Here is a 15,594-nt window from a genome sequence, read left to right as displayed (position 1 = left end):
GCTGCGCAGCCGGACGGGGATAAATCCCCTCGCCACAAGGGATCTCATTGTCAGGCTGCCCGCACCCCACAGACAGGGTGCGGGTGTGTTGCTTTTAGTGCTGCAGGATTTTCTCGAGGAAGTGCTGCGCGCGTTCGGAGCGGGCGCTGATGTCGCCGAAGAATTCCTCTTTTGGGCAGTCCTCGATGATCTTGCCCTGATCCATGAAGATCACCCGGTCGGCCACTTTACGGGCGAAGCCCATTTCGTGGGTCACGCACATCATGGTCATGCCTTCGTGAGCCAGTTGCACCATCACGTCGAGCACTTCGTTGACCATTTCCGGATCGAGCGCCGAGGTCGGTTCGTCGAACAGCATGACGATCGGGTCCATCGCCAGCGCACGGGCAATCGCCACACGCTGTTGCTGACCACCGGACAGTTGCCCCGGATGCTTGTGGGCGTGCGCCGACAGGCCGACGCGCTCAAGCAACTGCAGACCTTTTTTGGTCGCCTCTTCCTTGCTGCGGCCGAGCACCTTGATCTGCGCGATGGTCAGGTTTTCGGTGATGGTCAGGTGCGGGAAAAGCTCGAAATGCTGGAACACCATGCCCACGCGCGAACGCAGTTTCGGCAGGTTGGTTTTCGGGTCGGCGATCGACGTGCCGTCAACCACGACATCACCTTTCTGGAACGGCTCCAGGGCGTTGACGCATTTGATCAGCGTCGACTTGCCGGAACCCGACGGGCCGCAGACCACGATCACTTCGCCTTTCTTGACCTCGGTGCTGCAATCAGTCAGCACCTGGAAGTCCCCATACCACTTGTTGATGTTTTTGATAGAGATCATACGGCGAACCTTTTTTGCAGACGCTTGACCAACCGCGAGGCGGCGAAGCTGATGATGAAGTACACGAGACCGGCGAAAATCAGGAACTCATTGGAGCGGCCGATGATGTCGCCGCTGGCACGCGAGGCGTTGAGGAAATCCACCAGGCCCACGGTGTAGACCAGCGAGGTGTCCTGGAACAGGATGATGCTCTGCTGCAGCAGCAGCGGGGTCATCTTGCGGAACGCCTGCGGCAGGATGATCAGGCGCATCATCTGCCCGTAGTTCATGCCCAGTGCCTGAGCAGCACCCATCTGGCCCTTGGAAATCGACTGCACACCGGCCCGGACGATTTCGCAGAAGTACGCCGCTTCGAACATCATGAACGCCACGACGCACGAGGTGAACGCGCCGATCGGCGTGTCTTCGCCGGTGATCCAGCGCAGCACGAACGGCACCGCCAGGTAGAACCAGGTGATCACCAGCAGCAGCGGGATCGAGCGGAAATAGTTGACGTAGGCGCCAGCGATGCTCGACAGCAGCTTGTTGTGCGACAGACGGCACAGCGCGAGGATCGTGCCGAGAATCATCCCGCCGATCACGCCCATGGCCATCAGCTTGAGGGTCATCACCATGCCGTTCCACAAACCGGGAATGGCCGGGACGATGCCACTGAAATCGAATTCCATTATTTACCCCCCACGGAGATCAGGCCGGGCACCGCGACTTTCTTCTCGACCAGGCGCATCAGCAGCATCAGGCTCATGTTGAGGGTGAAATAGATCAGGGTCGCCAGGGTGAACGCTTCGAACAGGTTGGCCGAGAACTCGGCGGTCTGTTTGGTCTGCGCCAGCAATTCCATCAAACCGATCAAGGACGCCACGGAGGAGTTCTTGAACACGTTGAGGAATTCCGAGGTGAGCGGCGGAATGATGATCCGGTAGGCCTGGGGCAGCAGCACGTTCCAGTAGATCTGCGGCAGCTTGAAACCCATCGCGCGGGCGGCGGATTCCTGACCCCGAGGCAGTGCCTGGATACCGGTGCGCACTTGCTCGCAGACACGGGCGGCGGTGAACAGACCGAGGCAGACGACAACGCTCAGGTAGGCCGAGGTGGTCGGATTGAGGTCCTGCTTGTACCACTCCTGCAGATCCGGCGGCAGCAGATCGGGTACCAGGAAGTACCAGATGAACAGCTGCACCAGCAGCGGCACGTTACGGAACAGCTCGACGTAGCAGGTCGCGATGCCCGATACGATGCGGTTCGGCACAGTGCGCATGATGCCCAGCAGCGAGCCGAGCAGCAGGGCGATGATCCACGCCACGACGGCGATGGCGATGGTCCAGCCCAGACCGGAGATGAACCAGTCGAGATAGGTCTCGCTGCCCACGCCGGTGGACTTGAAGAACACGCCCCAGTCCCAGTTGTAATTCATTAGGGTCTCCCCTCGATTCGATCGATGTACAAGTGCCCGCCTGGGGAACTCCGTTCCCTCCCCAGTCTTTTTTCAAAGACCGGGCACACGCGATCGGCTCGACAGCCACCGGTTCGAGTGTTTCCAGAAAAATGCCAGCAGGGAGTGACCATCCCCTGAAAAGGCAGGCGCCTCCTCAGGGGATAAGGTTAGTCAGGAAATCAGGACTTCTTGTCGTCAGCCGCTTTGTCGGTCGGATTGGCGATCAGGGTCTTGAGCTCGTCGCTCATCGGGAAGTTCAGGTTCAGGCCTTTTGGCGGAATCGGCTGCATGAACCACTTCTCGTAGATCTTGTTGATTTCGCCCGAAGCGTAAGTGGCCTTGATCGCGTCATCCACAGCCTTTTTGAACGGCTCGTCGCCTTTGCGCATCATGCAGCCGTAGATTTCGTACGACTGTGGCGTGCCGGTCACTTCCCAATCGGCGGCTTTCTTGGCCTTGGCGGCTTCGCCGGCCAGCAGTGCGTCATCCATCATGAAGGCAACGGCACGGCCCGATTCCAGCATCTGGAAGGACTCGCCGTGGTCTTTGGCGGAGATGACGTTCATTCCCATTTGCTTGTCGGCGTTCATCGCTTTGAGGATGCGCTCGGAGGTGGTGCCGGCGGTGGTCACGACGTTCTTGCCTTTCAGATCGTCGAAATCCTTGTACTTGGAGTCTTTCTTGGACAGCAGACGGGTACCGATTTCGAAGATGCCGACGGAGAAGTCGACCTGCTGCTGACGCTCGACGTTGTTGGTGGTCGAACCGCACTCGACGTCCACGGTGCCGTTCTGCACCAGCGGGATACGGGTCTGCGAGGTGACGAGGTTGTATTTGACTTGCAGGTCCGGCAGGTCGAGGTCTTTCTTGATCGCGTCGACGATCTTCAGCTGGATATCGTGCGAGTAGCCGACCGGCTTGCCGGACGCATCAGCGATGTAGGAGAACGGAATGGAGGCGTCACGGTGGCCCAGGGTGATGACACCGGACTCTTTGATCTTCTTCAGGGTGCCGGTGAGTTCGGCGGCGAAAACTGGCGTGCTGATCAGAGCGGCAGCAATGGCTGCGCCCAGGATATGGGGAACGATGCGCATCAAATTTTCCTCGACATTGTTTTTTTTATGGAGCCAGTTTGTCGGCCCTTTTTGTGCTTCGAATGCCTGACGGCTCCTGAAGTGCTGGCACAGCAGGCATTCGTCGAGAGAGTGTAGAGCATGACTCGTGCCAGAGCAGTCGAAGTCAGTTAAGCGGTTGTTTTATAACGTTATTAAAGTTTTATGGCGGTAATTTTATGAAGGCATGATCCGGTTAACCGAATCGACTGTGGAGTCGCGTTCGGAAAACCGAATATCTTGTGGCCTGGTCTCAGACTTGCCGGCTCAGTGGCGTTTCATGCAAATACACCCACTTCACCCCTTCAGGTTGTCCGCTCAGGATCGCCACTGCGACCCGCGAGTGTTGAGCGCCGTCCAAGCGTTGGGTTTCGACGTAGCTCACAGCCAGCATGTCGTCCTCCTGCCACACCGTGTGCAAATCGCTGATCTCGATATCGAGTCCCGCCTTGGCGCCTACGGCTCCTTTGAACAGTTGTTCTACTTCGACGCGGGTCAATGCGTCCCCCGAAATACCAACCATGCTGAAATCCTCAGCAAATGCCTGCATCAACGGCTCGATGCTCGCGGCGCCAGCGCCGTCGGCATCAGTGAATACCCGAAGGATCAGCTCGTGGACGTGGTGGATACTGTGTTCGGCTTGTTCGATCAGATCGTATGTCATGGGCGTTCCTTCGCAGGGGGCAGTTGATTCATCTGCAGCAACGGCAGCAGCCCGACCAGCGCGGCAATTGCGAAGGTCGCGTGATAGGCCGGCGTGGTGCCGAGCGTCGGGAGCAGCACGTTGAAGATCATCAGAAACAGTGCGGCGCCGAGGCTGAAAGACATCTGCCGATTGATGTTCCAGATGACACTGGCCTTGTGCGTATCGCCGCCGGTGAAGTCCATCAGTGAGGTAGTTTGCGCGGTATTGGCACCGATGCCACCGCCAATGCCCATCAGGCTGTAGGCGATCATGATGAGCCAAAGATCAGTTGGCGCATTGACCAGCACCAGGGTGGCGATGCCGGCGCTGTGCAACAGCATGCCGAGGGTGAACAGGCGTCTGGCGCCGATCCGGTTGTAGACGCGACCGCAAAGGATCATTGCGATGAACGCACCGATGGCATAGAGGATCATGAACATTCCGGTCAGCCGGGCGCTGAAGTGCAGGGTGTTCTGCAAAAAGAAAATACTCATCAGGTTGACACCGGTGAACACCCCCGGAATTGCGTAATAGATGAAGATCGAGGTGCTGAGTTTTCTGCTCCTGAGCAGGCTCAAGTCGATGATCGCGTTACTGCAGCGGCGGTAATGCAGCAGATACAGCGCGATGAATGTCAGGCCCGCGATGACAAAACCCAGCGCTGCCAGCGGTGGGTAATCGCCGCCGTACAGCGACATACCCATCAGCAAACTGGCGAGCACCGCGCTGACCAGCAACAGGCCTTTGATGTCCGGACGCTGAAGCTCGGCGGGTTTGCCTTCCCTGATCCACCACCACGACAGCCCGGCGGCAAGCAGCGAAAACGGGAGGGTGCTGTAGAACACCCAGCGCCAGGAGCTGATGTCGACAATGAGGCCGCCGACGGTGGGTGACATCGCCGGGGCAATCAGGGCAACGGCCATGATCAGCGTGGATATTTTCGCGCGTTGCTCGCCATGAAAAAGATTGAACGTCAGTGCCTGTCCGACCGGGATCAACAAGCCGCCGCCGATGCCCTGAACGAAGCGCCAGATCACCAGTTCATGGAAGCTGTCGGCCTGGCCGCACAGCCACACCGAGCCACTGAATACCAGCATTGAAGCGGTGAGGATTTCACGACTGCCAAAACGCGCGGCCAGCCAGGTGCTCAGCGCAATGATCAACGTCAGTCCGAGGATGTACGCGTTGGCGACCCACGCCACCGAAGCGCTGCTGACCTGCAAGGTAGCTGACAGACTGGGCAGCGCCACCGCCGACATGAAGATGTTGATGCAATCGATAAAGAAGCCGAGCAGGAAAATCGACGCGACTTTATAGCGGTAACTCATGGTGTTTCCCCTTTGTCGTCGAGCATAGGGGCGATAGACTCCGATCGTCGATGCAATGGAGCTGAACACAATGTTTGAAGGGATTGAACCGTGACTCAGGGCGCTCTGCACACGCACTTGAACCGGGTGCAGACGTTTCTGGCGATTGCCGAACTGGGTTCTTTTACCAAGGCTGCCAGCCATCTGAATCTCAGCCGGGCCATGGTCAGTCTGCACATCAAGGCCCTGGAGGCAGCGTTGTCGACCAGCCTGTTGCTGCGCAACAGTCGTGCCGTGACCCTGACCGAGGCCGGGCAAAGCTTTTACAACGAATTCAAAACCATCGTTGCCGATATCGACACAGCGTTTGACAGGGTACTGCACCGCACAAACCGCGTTTCGGGAACGCTGCGGATCAGTTCCACCAGTGAATACGGCGAGCGATTCATCCTGCCGCTGATTCCGCTGTTCGCCGAGCGTTATCCCGACATCCGCCTGTGCTACGACTTCAACTCCTCGCTCAATGATCTGCTTGCCGACCGGCTCGATCTGGTGGTTCGCCTGGGCAACCTGGCGGACTCGGCTTTCAAGAGCCGGAAACTGGCCGACTATGAAATTGTGCTGGTGGCTACTGAAGGGTTTCTGCTCCGCTACCCGGTAAAAACACCGCAGGATCTCAATGCCGTGCCGTGGATTGCCAACAGCAATCTGTTGGCGCCGACGCAGTGGGTTTTACGCGATGGTGTGGGGGAAGCAGTCGAAATCAATGGTAGCCGTCATTTCCAATCGAATTCATCGACTGCGATTCGTTCGATGACCTTGTCGTCGCTGGGCGTGTCGGTGCTGCCGGCGTGGATGGTTGAAGACGATAGGGCCCGTGGGCATCTGGTACGTGTGCTGCCGGAATACTCGCTGCCCTCACAGCCGATCAGCCTGGTGTTTGCGGACACGCCGCACCTGCCGCCCAAGTCGCGGGTGTTTATCGATTTTCTTTTGGCACATTTAGGGTCGTGAGGGAGTGGAGCCGGGCCTTGCGGGCATAGCAAAAAGCCCCTGAATCTTGCGATTCAGGGGCTTTCGTTCAAACGATAGGGCGAAGATCAAGCCGCCTCGATCTTCCGGCTCTGCTCAACCTTGCCCAGATACGTCGACAGCGTCTGCTGTTCCTCCGGTGTGGTGAACAAGCCTAGCTTGGTGCGGCGCCACAGGATGTCGTGCGCCGTAGTGGCCCACTCTTCGCTGCACAGGTAATCGACTTCGCGGGTGTAGAGCCCGCCGCCGATGTGCTCACCCATGTCGGCCAGGCTTTCCACGCCTTCAAGCATGCGCCAGGTGCGGCTGCCGTAGGTGACGGCCCAGCGCCGGGCGATTTCGGTCGGGACGAAATCGAACTTGTCGCGAATCCGCGCGCTCAGGGCCTCTGGCGTGGTCATGTCTTCGCCGCCGGGCAGGGTGGCGGTCGCGGTCCAGCTCGGGCGCATCTGGGTGAAGAACGGCATCAACTGCGCCATCGCCGACTCGGCGAGCTTGCGGTAAGTGGTCAGCTTGCCGCCGAACACCGACAGCAGCGGCGCTTCCTCGGCGTTGCCCGACAGCGCCAGGGTGTAATCGCGAGTGACCGCAGACGGGTTGTCGGATTCGTCGTTGCACAGCGGCCGAACGCCCGAGTAGCTGTGCAGGATGTCTTCGCGGCTCAGCTGCTTCTTGAAGTGGGCGTTGACCACTTTCAGCACGTAATCGGTTTCGCCTTCGGTGATCGCTACTTTCGCCGGGTCGCCGGTGTACTCGCGGTCGGTAGTGCCGATCAGGGTGAAGTGGTTCAGGTACGGAATAGTGAAAACGATGCGCTGATCTTCGTTTTGCAGAATGTGCGCATGTTCGCCTTCGTACAGTTTCGGCACGATGATGTGGCTGCCCTGGATCAGACGGATGCCATACGGCGATTCCATCTTCAGGTCGTCACGGATGAACTTGGCCACCCATGGGCCGGCGGCGTTGACCAGTGCTTTGGCGGTGATCGAAAACAAACTGCCGTCGGCGCGCTCCAGATGCAGGTGCCACAGACCTTTGGTGCGGCGGGCACTGACACAGCGGGTCTGGGTATGCACATGCGCGCCTTTTTCACGGGCGGCCATGGCGTTCAGGACCACGAGGCGGGCGTCATCGACCCAGCAATCGGAGTATTCGAAGCCTTTCTTGATTTCGCTTTTCAGCGCGCTGTCGGCGCCGAACTTCAGGCTTTTCGAACCTGGCAGCTTTTCGCGTTTGCCAAGGTTGTCGTAGAGGAACAGGCCGGCACGAATCATCCACGCCGGACGCAGGTGCGGGCGGTGTGGCAGAACGAAACGCATCGGTTTGACGATGTGCGGCGCCTTGGCCAGCAGCACTTCGCGCTCGGCGAGCGCTTCACGCACCAGACGGAATTCGTAATGTTCCAGATAGCGCAGGCCACCGTGGATCAGCTTGCTGCTGGCCGACGAGGTGTGGCTGGCCAGGTCGTCTTTTTCGCAAAGGAACACCGAAAGACCGCGACCGGCGGCATCCGCTGCGATCCCCACGCCGTTGATCCCGCCGCCAATCACGGCAACGTCATAGATCTCGGAGAGAGGGGGCGTACGCAAGGTAGAGGTGGACATCGGCTGGCCTCGGTTCTTTTGATTTAGTCTTGGAAATCGAACATAAATGTTCATTTGCGAAAATGGTAGCCCATAAACACGCGCGCAGCCAGTCGCGTTCGATTGAAAAAACTCATCGAAGGGCGATTAAAAGAAAATTTTCGAACATGAACGCGCGCAAGGGCGCAGAAGATGTGTTGTGTGATCGATTGTTTTCGCGAGCAGGCTCGCTCCCACATTTTGCAATACATTCCAAGAGTGGGAGCGAGCCTGCTCGCGAAGGCGTCGGTTCGGTCAGCGAGGGAGAGGGTTCAGACGACTTCCAGACGAATCTTGTGCTGACTCAACAACTGCGTCAGCGCCGGTACCGGCTGCTGATCGGTGACCAGACAATCGATCAGGCTGATCGGCCCCAGTCGAATCATCGCATTACGCCCGAACTTGCTCGAATCCGCTGCCAGAATCACCTGTCGCGCGTTGGCGATGATCGCCTGGCTGACCCGGACCTCCTGATAGTCGAAGTCGAGCAGGCTGCCGTCCTCATCGATCCCGCTGATCCCGACCAAGGCGAAATCGACCTTGAACTGATTGATGAAGTCCACACTCGCCTGACCGACCACACCACCGTCGCGGCGCACGTTGCCGCCGGTCAGCAGCACATCGAAATCATCCTTGGCGCTGAGCATCGAGGCGACGTGCAGGTTGTTGGTGATGATCTTCAGGTGACTGTGATTGAGCAGGGCGCGAGCGATCGATTCGGTGGTGGTACCGATATTGATGAACAGCGAGGCGTGATCGGGGATCTGCGCGGCGATGGCTTCACCGATGCGTTGCTTTTCATCACGCATCTGATCGGCACGCATGGCATACGCGGTGTTTTCGACACTGGAATCGTAAGCGGCGCCACCGTGGTAGCGACGCAGCAGATTGGCTTCCGCGAGCTGGTTGATGTCGCGGCGGATGGTTTGCGGGGTGACAACGAACAGCGTGGCCATTTCCTCGATGCTCACATAGCCGCGTTCGCGGACCAGCTCGAGGATTTGCTGCTGACGGGGAGGCAGATTCATGGGGCTTCCTTTGGGCTGCCAAGCAAAATTTGCCCATGATGCCGCAGGAATCTGCTCCCTACCAGTTAGATACCCTTCTGGAACTGCACGTTGGCTTATTCGGCGTCCTCGCGCGCCCAGTCACGGGTGCGGCTGACGGCTTTTTTCCAGCCTTTGTAGAGTTTCTCTTTCTCGGTTTCGTCAAGGCTCGGTTCGAACTCGCGCTCGATCACTGCCTTGCCGCGCAATTCTTCCAGGCTGCCCCAGAAACCGCAGGCCAGGCCGGCCAGATAAGCCGCGCCGAGTGCGGTGGTTTCGCGCATTTGCGGGCGTTCGACCTGGGTGCCGAGGATGTCGGCCTGGAACTGCATGAGGAAGTTGTTCGCCACCGCACCGCCGTCCACGCGCAGAGCTTTGAGGCGTTCGCCGGAATCCTGTTGCATGGCGTCGAGTACGTCGCGGGTCTGGTAGGCGATCGACTCCAGCGCGGCGCGGATGATGTGATCCACACGTACGCCGCGCGTCAGGCCGAACAGTGCGCCACGGGCATACGGGTCCCAGTACGGCGCGCCGAGACCGGTGAACGCCGGCACCAGATACACGCCGTTGCTGTCCTTGACCTTGTTGGCAAAGTATTCGGTGTCGTGGGCGTCGTTGACGATTTTCAGTTCATCACGCAGCCACTGCACGGTCGAACCGCCGTTGAACACGGCACCCTCCAGTGCGTAGGCAACTTCGCCGCGCGGGCCGCAGGCGATGGTGGTGAGCATTCCATGCTGGGATTTCACTGCTTTGTCGCCGGTGTTCATCAGCAGGAAGCAACCGGTGCCGTAGGTGTTTTTCGCCTGGCCCGGCTCGACGCACATCTGCCCGAACAGTGCCGCTTGCTGGTCGCCGGCGATACCGCCGATGGCGATGCCGCTCTTGGTGCGACCGTAGATTTCCGAGGACGCTTTGACTTCCGGGAGCATCTCGCGCGGGATGTCGAGGATCTCCAGCATCTTCGAGTCCCACTCCAGCGAATGGATATTGAAGAGCATGGTGCGCGAGGCGTTGGTGTAGTCGGTGACGTGCACCTTGCCGCCGGTGAATTTCCAGATCAGCCAGCTATCGACGGTGCCGAACAGCAGCTCGCCGTTGCGCGCACGCTCGCGGCTGCCTTCGACGTTGTCGAGGATCCACTTCAGTTTGGTGCCGGAGAAGTACGGGTCGGTGACCAGGCCGGTGGTGTCGCGGATGTAGTCTTCGTGGCCATCGCGCTTGAGCTGCTGGCAGATCTCGGTGCTGCGGCGGCACTGCCAGACGATCGCGTTATACACGGGGCGGCCGGTGGTCTTGTCCCAGACCACGGTGGTTTCACGCTGGTTGGTGATACCGATCGCGGCAACCTGGTCATGGTGCAGGCCGGCCTGGGCCAGCGCTTCAACCATCACCGCGCTCTGGGTAGCGAAGATTTCCATCGGGTCGTGCTCGACCCAACCGGCCTGCGGGTAATGCTGAACGAATTCGCGCTGCGCGGTGCAGACTACGTTCGCGTCGCGGTCGAAGATGATCGCGCGCGAACTGGTCGTACCCTGATCAAGGGCAATGATGTAGTTCTTGTTCTGAATGTCGGTCATGTCGATTGCCTTGGACGAAAAAAACGAGAGTGGGCCGTGGCGCAGGCTCGGATGGGCAGGAGCCGGCGCCGACTGTTTCAAGAAGTTCTTGGTTTGCCGTCAATGGCCGGTTCTGCATCCTTTGTAGCAGGTGTGGCGCCGGTCAGGTGACGGGCGATGAGCCCGCGATACCCGGCAGCGCCGAGGCAGGCACCGACAATCGGTGCAAAAATCGGAATCAGGAAATAAGGGATATCACGACCACCGGTGAAGGAAATTTCACCCCAACCGGTAAAGAAAGTCATCAGTTTCGGACCGAAGTCACGCGCAGGGTTCATTGCGAAACCGGTCAGCGGACCCATCGCACTGCCGATCACGGCAATCAGCAAACCGATCAGCAACGGCGCCATCGGGCCGCGTGGCAGGCCGTTGTTGTCATCGGTCAGGGCCATGATCACGCCCATCAGGATCGCGGTGATGATCATCTCGACCAGAAAGGCCTGGGCCGTCGAAAGCACCGGGTTCGGGTAGGTCGAGAACACCGACGCCAATTCAAGGCTGGCGGCCGAGCCACGAATCATCTGGTGGGTTTGTTCGTAATCGAAGAACAGATTGCTGTAGAGCGTGTAGACCAGCAATGCGCCGCAGAAGGCGCCGGCAATCTGCGAAAGGATGTAGAACGGCAGTTTGCGCTTTTCGAAGTCCGCGAAGATTGCCAGAGCAATGCTCACTGCCGGGTTCAGGTGCGCGCCGGAAACCCCGGCGGTGAGGTAGATCGCCATGCTCACGCCGACGCCCCAGATGATGCTGATCTCCCACAGGCCGAAGCTGGCACCTGCGACTTTGAGCGCGGCGACACAACCGGTGCCGAAGAAGATCAGAAGGGCGGTGCCCAGAAACTCGGCCATGCATTGGCCGGAAAGCGATGGTTGCGGTAAAGCAGCTGTCATTGAAAACCTCGGTTCTTTTTCTTGTGTGGCGCCTTGCCAACGGAGCAGGGCGCGATCTTCACCGGGTCGGAATCCCCATTCGGTTCCCGGGTTACTGCTGGGTACTGCGTTGAGCATGATTCTTACATTATTCAGATTCGAAAAAATATAGACAAGAAACAAACCTGTCAAAGGTCGAAAGTGAACTGTCGGTCACAATAAAACTATTCGCCATGTGAATGATCAGCGCGGCGATCAGCTTGAATGCAGCGCGAAGCCACGGGATTCGCGGCTTGGAATAGAGCCTTTTGCCCAACGATGACCTAGAATCCGCCGCAGGTTTTTTCAAAGATTGCCGAACCCGGAGCTGCCATGACCCCAGCGTTGGACTTGTTGAAAAAAGTTCGTGCCGAACATCGCGTGCACAGTTACGAACATGATCCGAAGGCCGCGTCCTACGGGCTGGAGGCGGCGGAGAAGCTCGGGCTCGCACCGGCGCAAGTGTTCAAAACCTTGCTGGCCGCCAGTGAAAAAGGCGAACTGCTGGTGGCTGTGGTGCCGGTCGTCGGAACGCTTGATCTCAAAGGGCTGGCCCATGCCGCTGGAGTGAAGAAAGCCGAAATGGCTGATCCTGCTGCCGCGCAACGCTCCACCGGCTACCTGTTGGGCGGCATCAGCCCGCTCGGGCAGAAGAAACGCCTGCGCACCTTCATCGACAATTCCGCTCAGGGGTTCGCGACTATCTATGTGAGTGCCGGGCGGCGAGGACTGGAAGTGGAATTGGCACCGGCGGTGCTAGCCGAGCACACCCAGGCGCAGTTCGCCGATATCGGCCGGGCTTAAAATGCGCGCCAGCTGTATGAAGAAAAAATTGCGCTTCTGTCACTGGCACTGATCCGGGCCGCCGTTGCATGCTCGGTCGACCAATTCAGGGAGAAAATCATGCAGCTTGCGTTTCATCAGGTCGACGCGTTCAGTGATCGGCCGTTCAGTGGCAACCCGGCGATGGTCTATCGGCTCGACAGTTGGCTAGCCGATGACTTGATGCAGAAGATCGCCGCCGAACACAACCTGGCGGAGACTGCGTTTCTGGTGCGCGAAGGGCAGGCCTGGCATATCCGCTGGTTCACCCCGACCACCGAAGTGCCGCTGTGCGGGCATGCGACCCTGGCCAGCGCGTTTGTACTGTTCGAAATCTATAAGGAAAGCGCCGAGCGCATCGACTTCATCTGCAAGTCCGGGCCGCTGAGTGTCAGCCGCGAAGGCGACCGGCTGTGGCTGGATTTCCCGACCATCGTGCCTTCGGAAATCGGCGTGACGCTGGATGTCGAGCGGGCGCTGGGTGTCGAGGCTGTTGATGTGCTCGGCTCCAACGAACTGTTCGTGGTGCTGGAATCGGAGCAGGCCGTGCTCGACTGCAAACCGGACATGGCGGCGCTGGCGAAACTGCCATGGCTGGGTGCAATCGTCACCGCGCGTGGCAATCAGCACGACTTCGTCTCGCGCTATTTCGCCCCGGCGATCGGTATCAATGAAGACCCGGTGACTGGTTCGACGCATTGCAGCCTGATTCCGTACTGGTCCAAGCGTCTGGGCAAAGCGAATCTGACCGCGTGCCAGCGCTCGGCGCGGGGCGGCGAGTTGTTCTGTCGGCTGGACGGTGAGCGGGTGAAGATTGGCGGCAATGCGACGCTTGTGGCCAGCGGTACCCTGTTTTTAGGCTGAGGCAATACCAACTGTGGGAGCGAGCCTGCTCGCGAAAGCGCTCTTTCAGTCAACATCTTCGGCGACTGAAACACCGCATTCGCGAGCAGGCTCGCTCCCACAATTTTTATCCAGTGCGGATCAAAGGCTGGTGCTGAACCGACGGACGCCGTTTTCCACCGCCGGAATCTGCGCCGCCGTGCTGCCGGATGCCTGGAACAGCACCAGGTGATCCGCCGCTACGCGAATCCCGACCTGCGCCCCAACCAGATGATCGGCATGGCTGGGGAAGATCGATTCCAGCTGCGCGCCGGTCGGCAGTTGCAGGCGATACAAGGTCGCCGCGCCGAGGAATGTCTTGCCGACAATCTGCGCCTTCAACGCGCTGTCCGGTCCATAAACAATGTCATCCGGACGCAACAGCACATCCACCGCACCGCCAATCGGCCAAGTGTAAGCACGGTTGCCGCGCAGTTCACCCAGCTCGGTCTGCACCGATTCCGGGGTGACGAGCTGGCCGCGAATGAAATAGCCCTGACCGATGAAACTGGCGACATACGGCGTCGCCGGTTCGTGGTAGAGGTTGTAGGGCGTATCCCACTGTTCCAGCCGACCTTCCTTGAATACGCCAACGTGATCGCTGACGGCAAAGGCTTCTTCCTGATCGTGGGTGACCAGAATCGCGCTGGTACCACGGGCCTTGAGGATGTCGCGCACCTCATGGCTGAGCTTGCGGCGCAGTTCGCCATCGAGATTGGAGAACGGCTCGTCGAGCAGCAGCAACTGCGGCTCCGGCGCCAGGGCGCGGGCGAGGGCGACGCGCTGTTGCTGACCGCCGGACAATTCGTGGGGGAAGCGCTTGCCGAGGTTTTTCAGGTTGACCAGTTCCAGCAGCTCTTCGACCACGCGCGCCTTGTTCGGGTGCTTACGAATGCCGAAAGCGATGTTGTCGGCCACGCTCAGGTGCGGGAACAGCGCGTAGTCCTGAAACACCATGCCGATCCGGCGTTTCTCCGGCGCCAGGGTGAAACCGGCACTGGACAGGGTTTCGCCACCGAGGGTGATTTCGCCTTCATGCACCGGTTCGAAACCGGCGATTGCGCGCAGGGTGGTGGTCTTGCCGCAGCCGGACGAGCCGAGCAGGCAGCCGATGTCGCCGGCGTTGAGGTGCAGATTGAGGTTCTGCACCACGCGTTGATCTTGGTAGCCGCAAGCGAGGTTGCGCAGGTTCAGCAGTAATTCATGGCTCATGCGTGGTGATATGCCGGTTCGACGAGGAACTCGAGCAGGGCCTTCTGTGCGTGGAGACGGTTTTCTGCCTGATCCCAGGCGACGGAGCGCGGGTCATCGAGCAGGTCGAGACTGATTTCTTCGCCACGGTGCGCCGGCAGGCAGTGCATGAACAGCACGTCCTCGGCAGCGAGGTCGAGCAAGGCACGGTTGACCTGAAACGGCGCGAACAGCTTGAGGCGCTTGGCAGTTTCCTCTTCCTGACCCATCGAAGTCCAGACGTCGGTGCTGACCAGATGCGCGCCACGCACGGCGTCCTGCGGATCGCGGACGATGGTCACGCGATCACCAGCCTGGGCGACGAATTCCGGGTTCGGCTCGTAGCCTTCCGGGCAGGCAACGCGCAACTGGAAGTCGAACTGGATCGCCGCTTCTATATAGCTGTTGCACATGTTGTTGCCGTCACCGATCCAGGCCACGGTCTTGCCCTGGATCGAGCCACGGTGTTCGAGGAAGGTCTGCATGTCGGCGAGCAACTGGCACGGGTGCAGATCATCGGACAGGCCGTTGATCACCGGCACGCGCGAGTTGGCGGCGAATTCGGTGAGGGTGCTGTGGGCGAAGGTGCGGATCATCACCGCATCGAGCATGCTCGACATGACGATGGCGCAATCGCTGATCGGCTCGCCACGGCCCAGTTGGGTGTCGCGCGGGGACAGGAAGATTGCCTGGCCGCCGAGCTGGATCATGCCGGCCTCGAAGGAGATCCGGGTACGGGTCGAGGATTTTTCGAAGATCATCCCCAGCACGCGGTTTTTCAGAGGCTCGAACAGTACGCCGCGGTTACGCAGGTCCTTGAGCTCAACGCCTCGACGGATCACGCTGACCAGCTCTTCGGGCGTGCAATCCATCAGGGAGAGAAAGTGCCTTGCGCTCATCATTGACTACCTTTTTGCTACAGACCGCAGATGCTCAAAGCCTTGTTTAACGGAACAACGGGCGAGACCTGCGGCGTAAGCCGCACGGGGCGACGAAATAGGGGAAGGCGCGATATTGACACTAAATGTCGCGTTTTTCCAATAGGGTACTTTTTCAGCGGGATTC

General features: G+C 59.4%; 15 protein-coding genes. 3 read left to right on the top strand and 12 right to left on the bottom strand.

Annotated elements, in window-relative coordinates; all coding sequences use genetic code 11:
- Positions 1-94: 94 nt before the first annotated feature.
- The 6 genes from AB4N85_RS16065 to AB4N85_RS16040 form a co-directional block, all read right to left on the bottom strand.
- Positions 95-829, bottom strand: coding sequence for an amino acid ABC transporter ATP-binding protein (locus tag AB4N85_RS16065; protein ID WP_016773390.1), 735 nt, complete (start codon positions 827-829; stop codon positions 95-97).
- Positions 826-1,497 carry an amino acid ABC transporter permease gene (locus tag AB4N85_RS16060; protein ID WP_016773391.1) on the bottom strand — a complete coding sequence of 224 codons (672 nt, stop codon included), beginning with the start codon at positions 1,495-1,497 and terminating at the stop codon, positions 826-828. Before AB4N85_RS16060 ends, AB4N85_RS16065 begins: the two co-directional genes overlap by 4 nt.
- Positions 1,497-2,243: an amino acid ABC transporter permease gene (locus tag AB4N85_RS16055; RefSeq protein ID WP_056790046.1), complete on the bottom strand. Its 747-nt coding sequence runs from the start codon at positions 2,241-2,243 to the stop codon at positions 1,497-1,499. Before AB4N85_RS16055 ends, AB4N85_RS16060 begins: the two co-directional genes overlap by 1 nt.
- A 200-nt stretch (positions 2,244-2,443) precedes the next feature.
- Positions 2,444-3,358 carry a glutamate/aspartate ABC transporter substrate-binding protein gene (locus AB4N85_RS16050; protein ID WP_252868213.1) on the bottom strand — a complete coding sequence of 305 codons (915 nt, stop codon included), beginning with the start codon at positions 3,356-3,358 and terminating at the stop codon, positions 2,444-2,446.
- Positions 3,359-3,629: 271 nt separating this feature from the next.
- Positions 3,630-4,040, bottom strand: a complete 411-nt coding sequence (locus AB4N85_RS16045) for a hypothetical protein (RefSeq protein WP_056790039.1) — start codon at positions 4,038-4,040, stop codon at positions 3,630-3,632.
- A complete protein-coding gene (locus AB4N85_RS16040; RefSeq protein WP_041479877.1) occupies positions 4,037-5,389 on the bottom strand; it encodes an MFS transporter in 1,353 nt (450 codons plus the stop codon). Before AB4N85_RS16040 ends, AB4N85_RS16045 begins: the two co-directional genes overlap by 4 nt.
- Before the next feature lie 105 nt (positions 5,390-5,494).
- Between AB4N85_RS16040 and AB4N85_RS16035 the strand changes: the two genes are divergently transcribed.
- Positions 5,495-6,382 (top strand): LysR family transcriptional regulator, encoded by an 888-nt coding sequence (locus AB4N85_RS16035; RefSeq protein WP_252869568.1) that lies wholly within the window; start codon positions 5,495-5,497, stop codon positions 6,380-6,382.
- A gap of 86 nt (positions 6,383-6,468) precedes the next feature.
- On the opposite strand, the gene glpD is transcribed toward AB4N85_RS16035, so the two are convergent.
- From glpD to AB4N85_RS16015, 4 genes are all read right to left on the bottom strand, one after another.
- Positions 6,469-8,004: a glycerol-3-phosphate dehydrogenase gene (glpD, locus tag AB4N85_RS16030; RefSeq protein ID WP_056790032.1), complete on the bottom strand. Its 1,536-nt coding sequence runs from the start codon at positions 8,002-8,004 to the stop codon at positions 6,469-6,471.
- Positions 8,005-8,294: 290 nt separating this feature from the next.
- The gene (locus AB4N85_RS16025; RefSeq protein WP_095181782.1) at positions 8,295-9,050 is read right to left on the bottom strand and encodes a DeoR/GlpR family transcriptional regulator; all 756 of its coding nucleotides are present in this window, start codon (positions 9,048-9,050) and stop codon (positions 8,295-8,297) included.
- Positions 9,051-9,145: 95 nt separating this feature from the next.
- Positions 9,146-10,648 carry a glycerol kinase GlpK gene (gene glpK, locus AB4N85_RS16020; RefSeq protein ID WP_024014162.1) on the bottom strand — a complete coding sequence of 501 codons (1,503 nt, stop codon included), beginning with the start codon at positions 10,646-10,648 and terminating at the stop codon, positions 9,146-9,148.
- 77 nt (positions 10,649-10,725) lie between these two features.
- Positions 10,726-11,577, bottom strand: coding sequence for an MIP/aquaporin family protein (locus AB4N85_RS16015; RefSeq protein ID WP_041479875.1), 852 nt, complete (start codon positions 11,575-11,577; stop codon positions 10,726-10,728).
- Positions 11,578-11,928: 351 nt separating this feature from the next.
- Between AB4N85_RS16015 and ybaK the strand changes: the two genes are divergently transcribed.
- On the top strand, positions 11,929-12,399 hold the full coding sequence (ybaK, locus tag AB4N85_RS16010) for a Cys-tRNA(Pro) deacylase (RefSeq protein WP_095181783.1): 471 nt from the start codon (positions 11,929-11,931) through the stop codon (positions 12,397-12,399).
- Positions 12,400-12,498: 99 nt separating this feature from the next.
- Positions 12,499-13,281: a PhzF family phenazine biosynthesis protein gene (locus tag AB4N85_RS16005; protein ID WP_258707140.1), complete on the top strand. Its 783-nt coding sequence runs from the start codon at positions 12,499-12,501 to the stop codon at positions 13,279-13,281.
- 120 nt (positions 13,282-13,401) lie between these two features.
- Here the strand turns inward: AB4N85_RS16005 and AB4N85_RS16000 are convergent, their stop codons facing one another.
- The gene (locus AB4N85_RS16000) at positions 13,402-14,511 is read right to left on the bottom strand and encodes an ABC transporter ATP-binding protein (RefSeq protein WP_056790019.1); all 1,110 of its coding nucleotides are present in this window, start codon (positions 14,509-14,511) and stop codon (positions 13,402-13,404) included.
- Positions 14,508-15,428 (bottom strand): ornithine carbamoyltransferase, encoded by a 921-nt coding sequence (gene argF, locus AB4N85_RS15995; protein ID WP_024014160.1) that lies wholly within the window; start codon positions 15,426-15,428, stop codon positions 14,508-14,510. The genes AB4N85_RS16000 and argF overlap by 4 nt, the downstream gene beginning before the upstream one ends.
- Between the last annotated feature and the right edge of the window lie 166 nt (positions 15,429-15,594).

It is taken from the genome of Pseudomonas sp. H1_G08, assembly GCF_054681355.1.
Note: the sequence above shows the minus strand (reverse complement) of the source record. Positions and strands in the feature narration are given on the sequence as shown.

Excerpts from the sequence above, each read along its gene's own strand:
- AB4N85_RS16065 (WP_016773390.1), bottom strand. The coding sequence starts at position 829 with ATGATCTCTATCAAAAACATCAACAAGTGGTATGGGGACTTCCAGGTG.
- AB4N85_RS16060 (WP_016773391.1), bottom strand. The coding sequence starts at position 1,497 with ATGGAATTCGATTTCAGTGGCATCGTCCCGGCCATTCCCGGTTTGTGG.
- AB4N85_RS16055 (WP_056790046.1), bottom strand. The coding sequence starts at position 2,243 with ATGAATTACAACTGGGACTGGGGCGTGTTCTTCAAGTCCACCGGCGTG.
- AB4N85_RS16050 (WP_252868213.1), bottom strand. The coding sequence starts at position 3,358 with ATGCGCATCGTTCCCCATATCCTGGGCGCAGCCATTGCTGCCGCTCTG.
- AB4N85_RS16045 (WP_056790039.1), bottom strand. The coding sequence starts at position 4,040 with ATGACATACGATCTGATCGAACAAGCCGAACACAGTATCCACCACGTC.
- AB4N85_RS16040 (WP_041479877.1), bottom strand. The coding sequence starts at position 5,389 with ATGAGTTACCGCTATAAAGTCGCGTCGATTTTCCTGCTCGGCTTCTTT.
- glpD (WP_056790032.1), bottom strand. The coding sequence starts at position 8,004 with ATGTCCACCTCTACCTTGCGTACGCCCCCTCTCTCCGAGATCTATGAC.
- AB4N85_RS16025 (WP_095181782.1), bottom strand. The coding sequence starts at position 9,050 with ATGAATCTGCCTCCCCGTCAGCAGCAAATCCTCGAGCTGGTCCGCGAA.
- glpK (WP_024014162.1), bottom strand. The coding sequence starts at position 10,648 with ATGACCGACATTCAGAACAAGAACTACATCATTGCCCTTGATCAGGGT.
- AB4N85_RS16015 (WP_041479875.1), bottom strand. The coding sequence starts at position 11,577 with ATGACAGCTGCTTTACCGCAACCATCGCTTTCCGGCCAATGCATGGCC.
- ybaK (WP_095181783.1), top strand. The coding sequence starts at position 11,929 with ATGACCCCAGCGTTGGACTTGTTGAAAAAAGTTCGTGCCGAACATCGC.
- AB4N85_RS16005 (WP_258707140.1), top strand. The coding sequence starts at position 12,499 with ATGCAGCTTGCGTTTCATCAGGTCGACGCGTTCAGTGATCGGCCGTTC.
- AB4N85_RS16000 (WP_056790019.1), bottom strand. The coding sequence starts at position 14,511 with ATGAGCCATGAATTACTGCTGAACCTGCGCAACCTCGCTTGCGGCTAC.
- argF (WP_024014160.1), bottom strand. The coding sequence starts at position 15,428 with ATGAGCGCAAGGCACTTTCTCTCCCTGATGGATTGCACGCCCGAAGAG.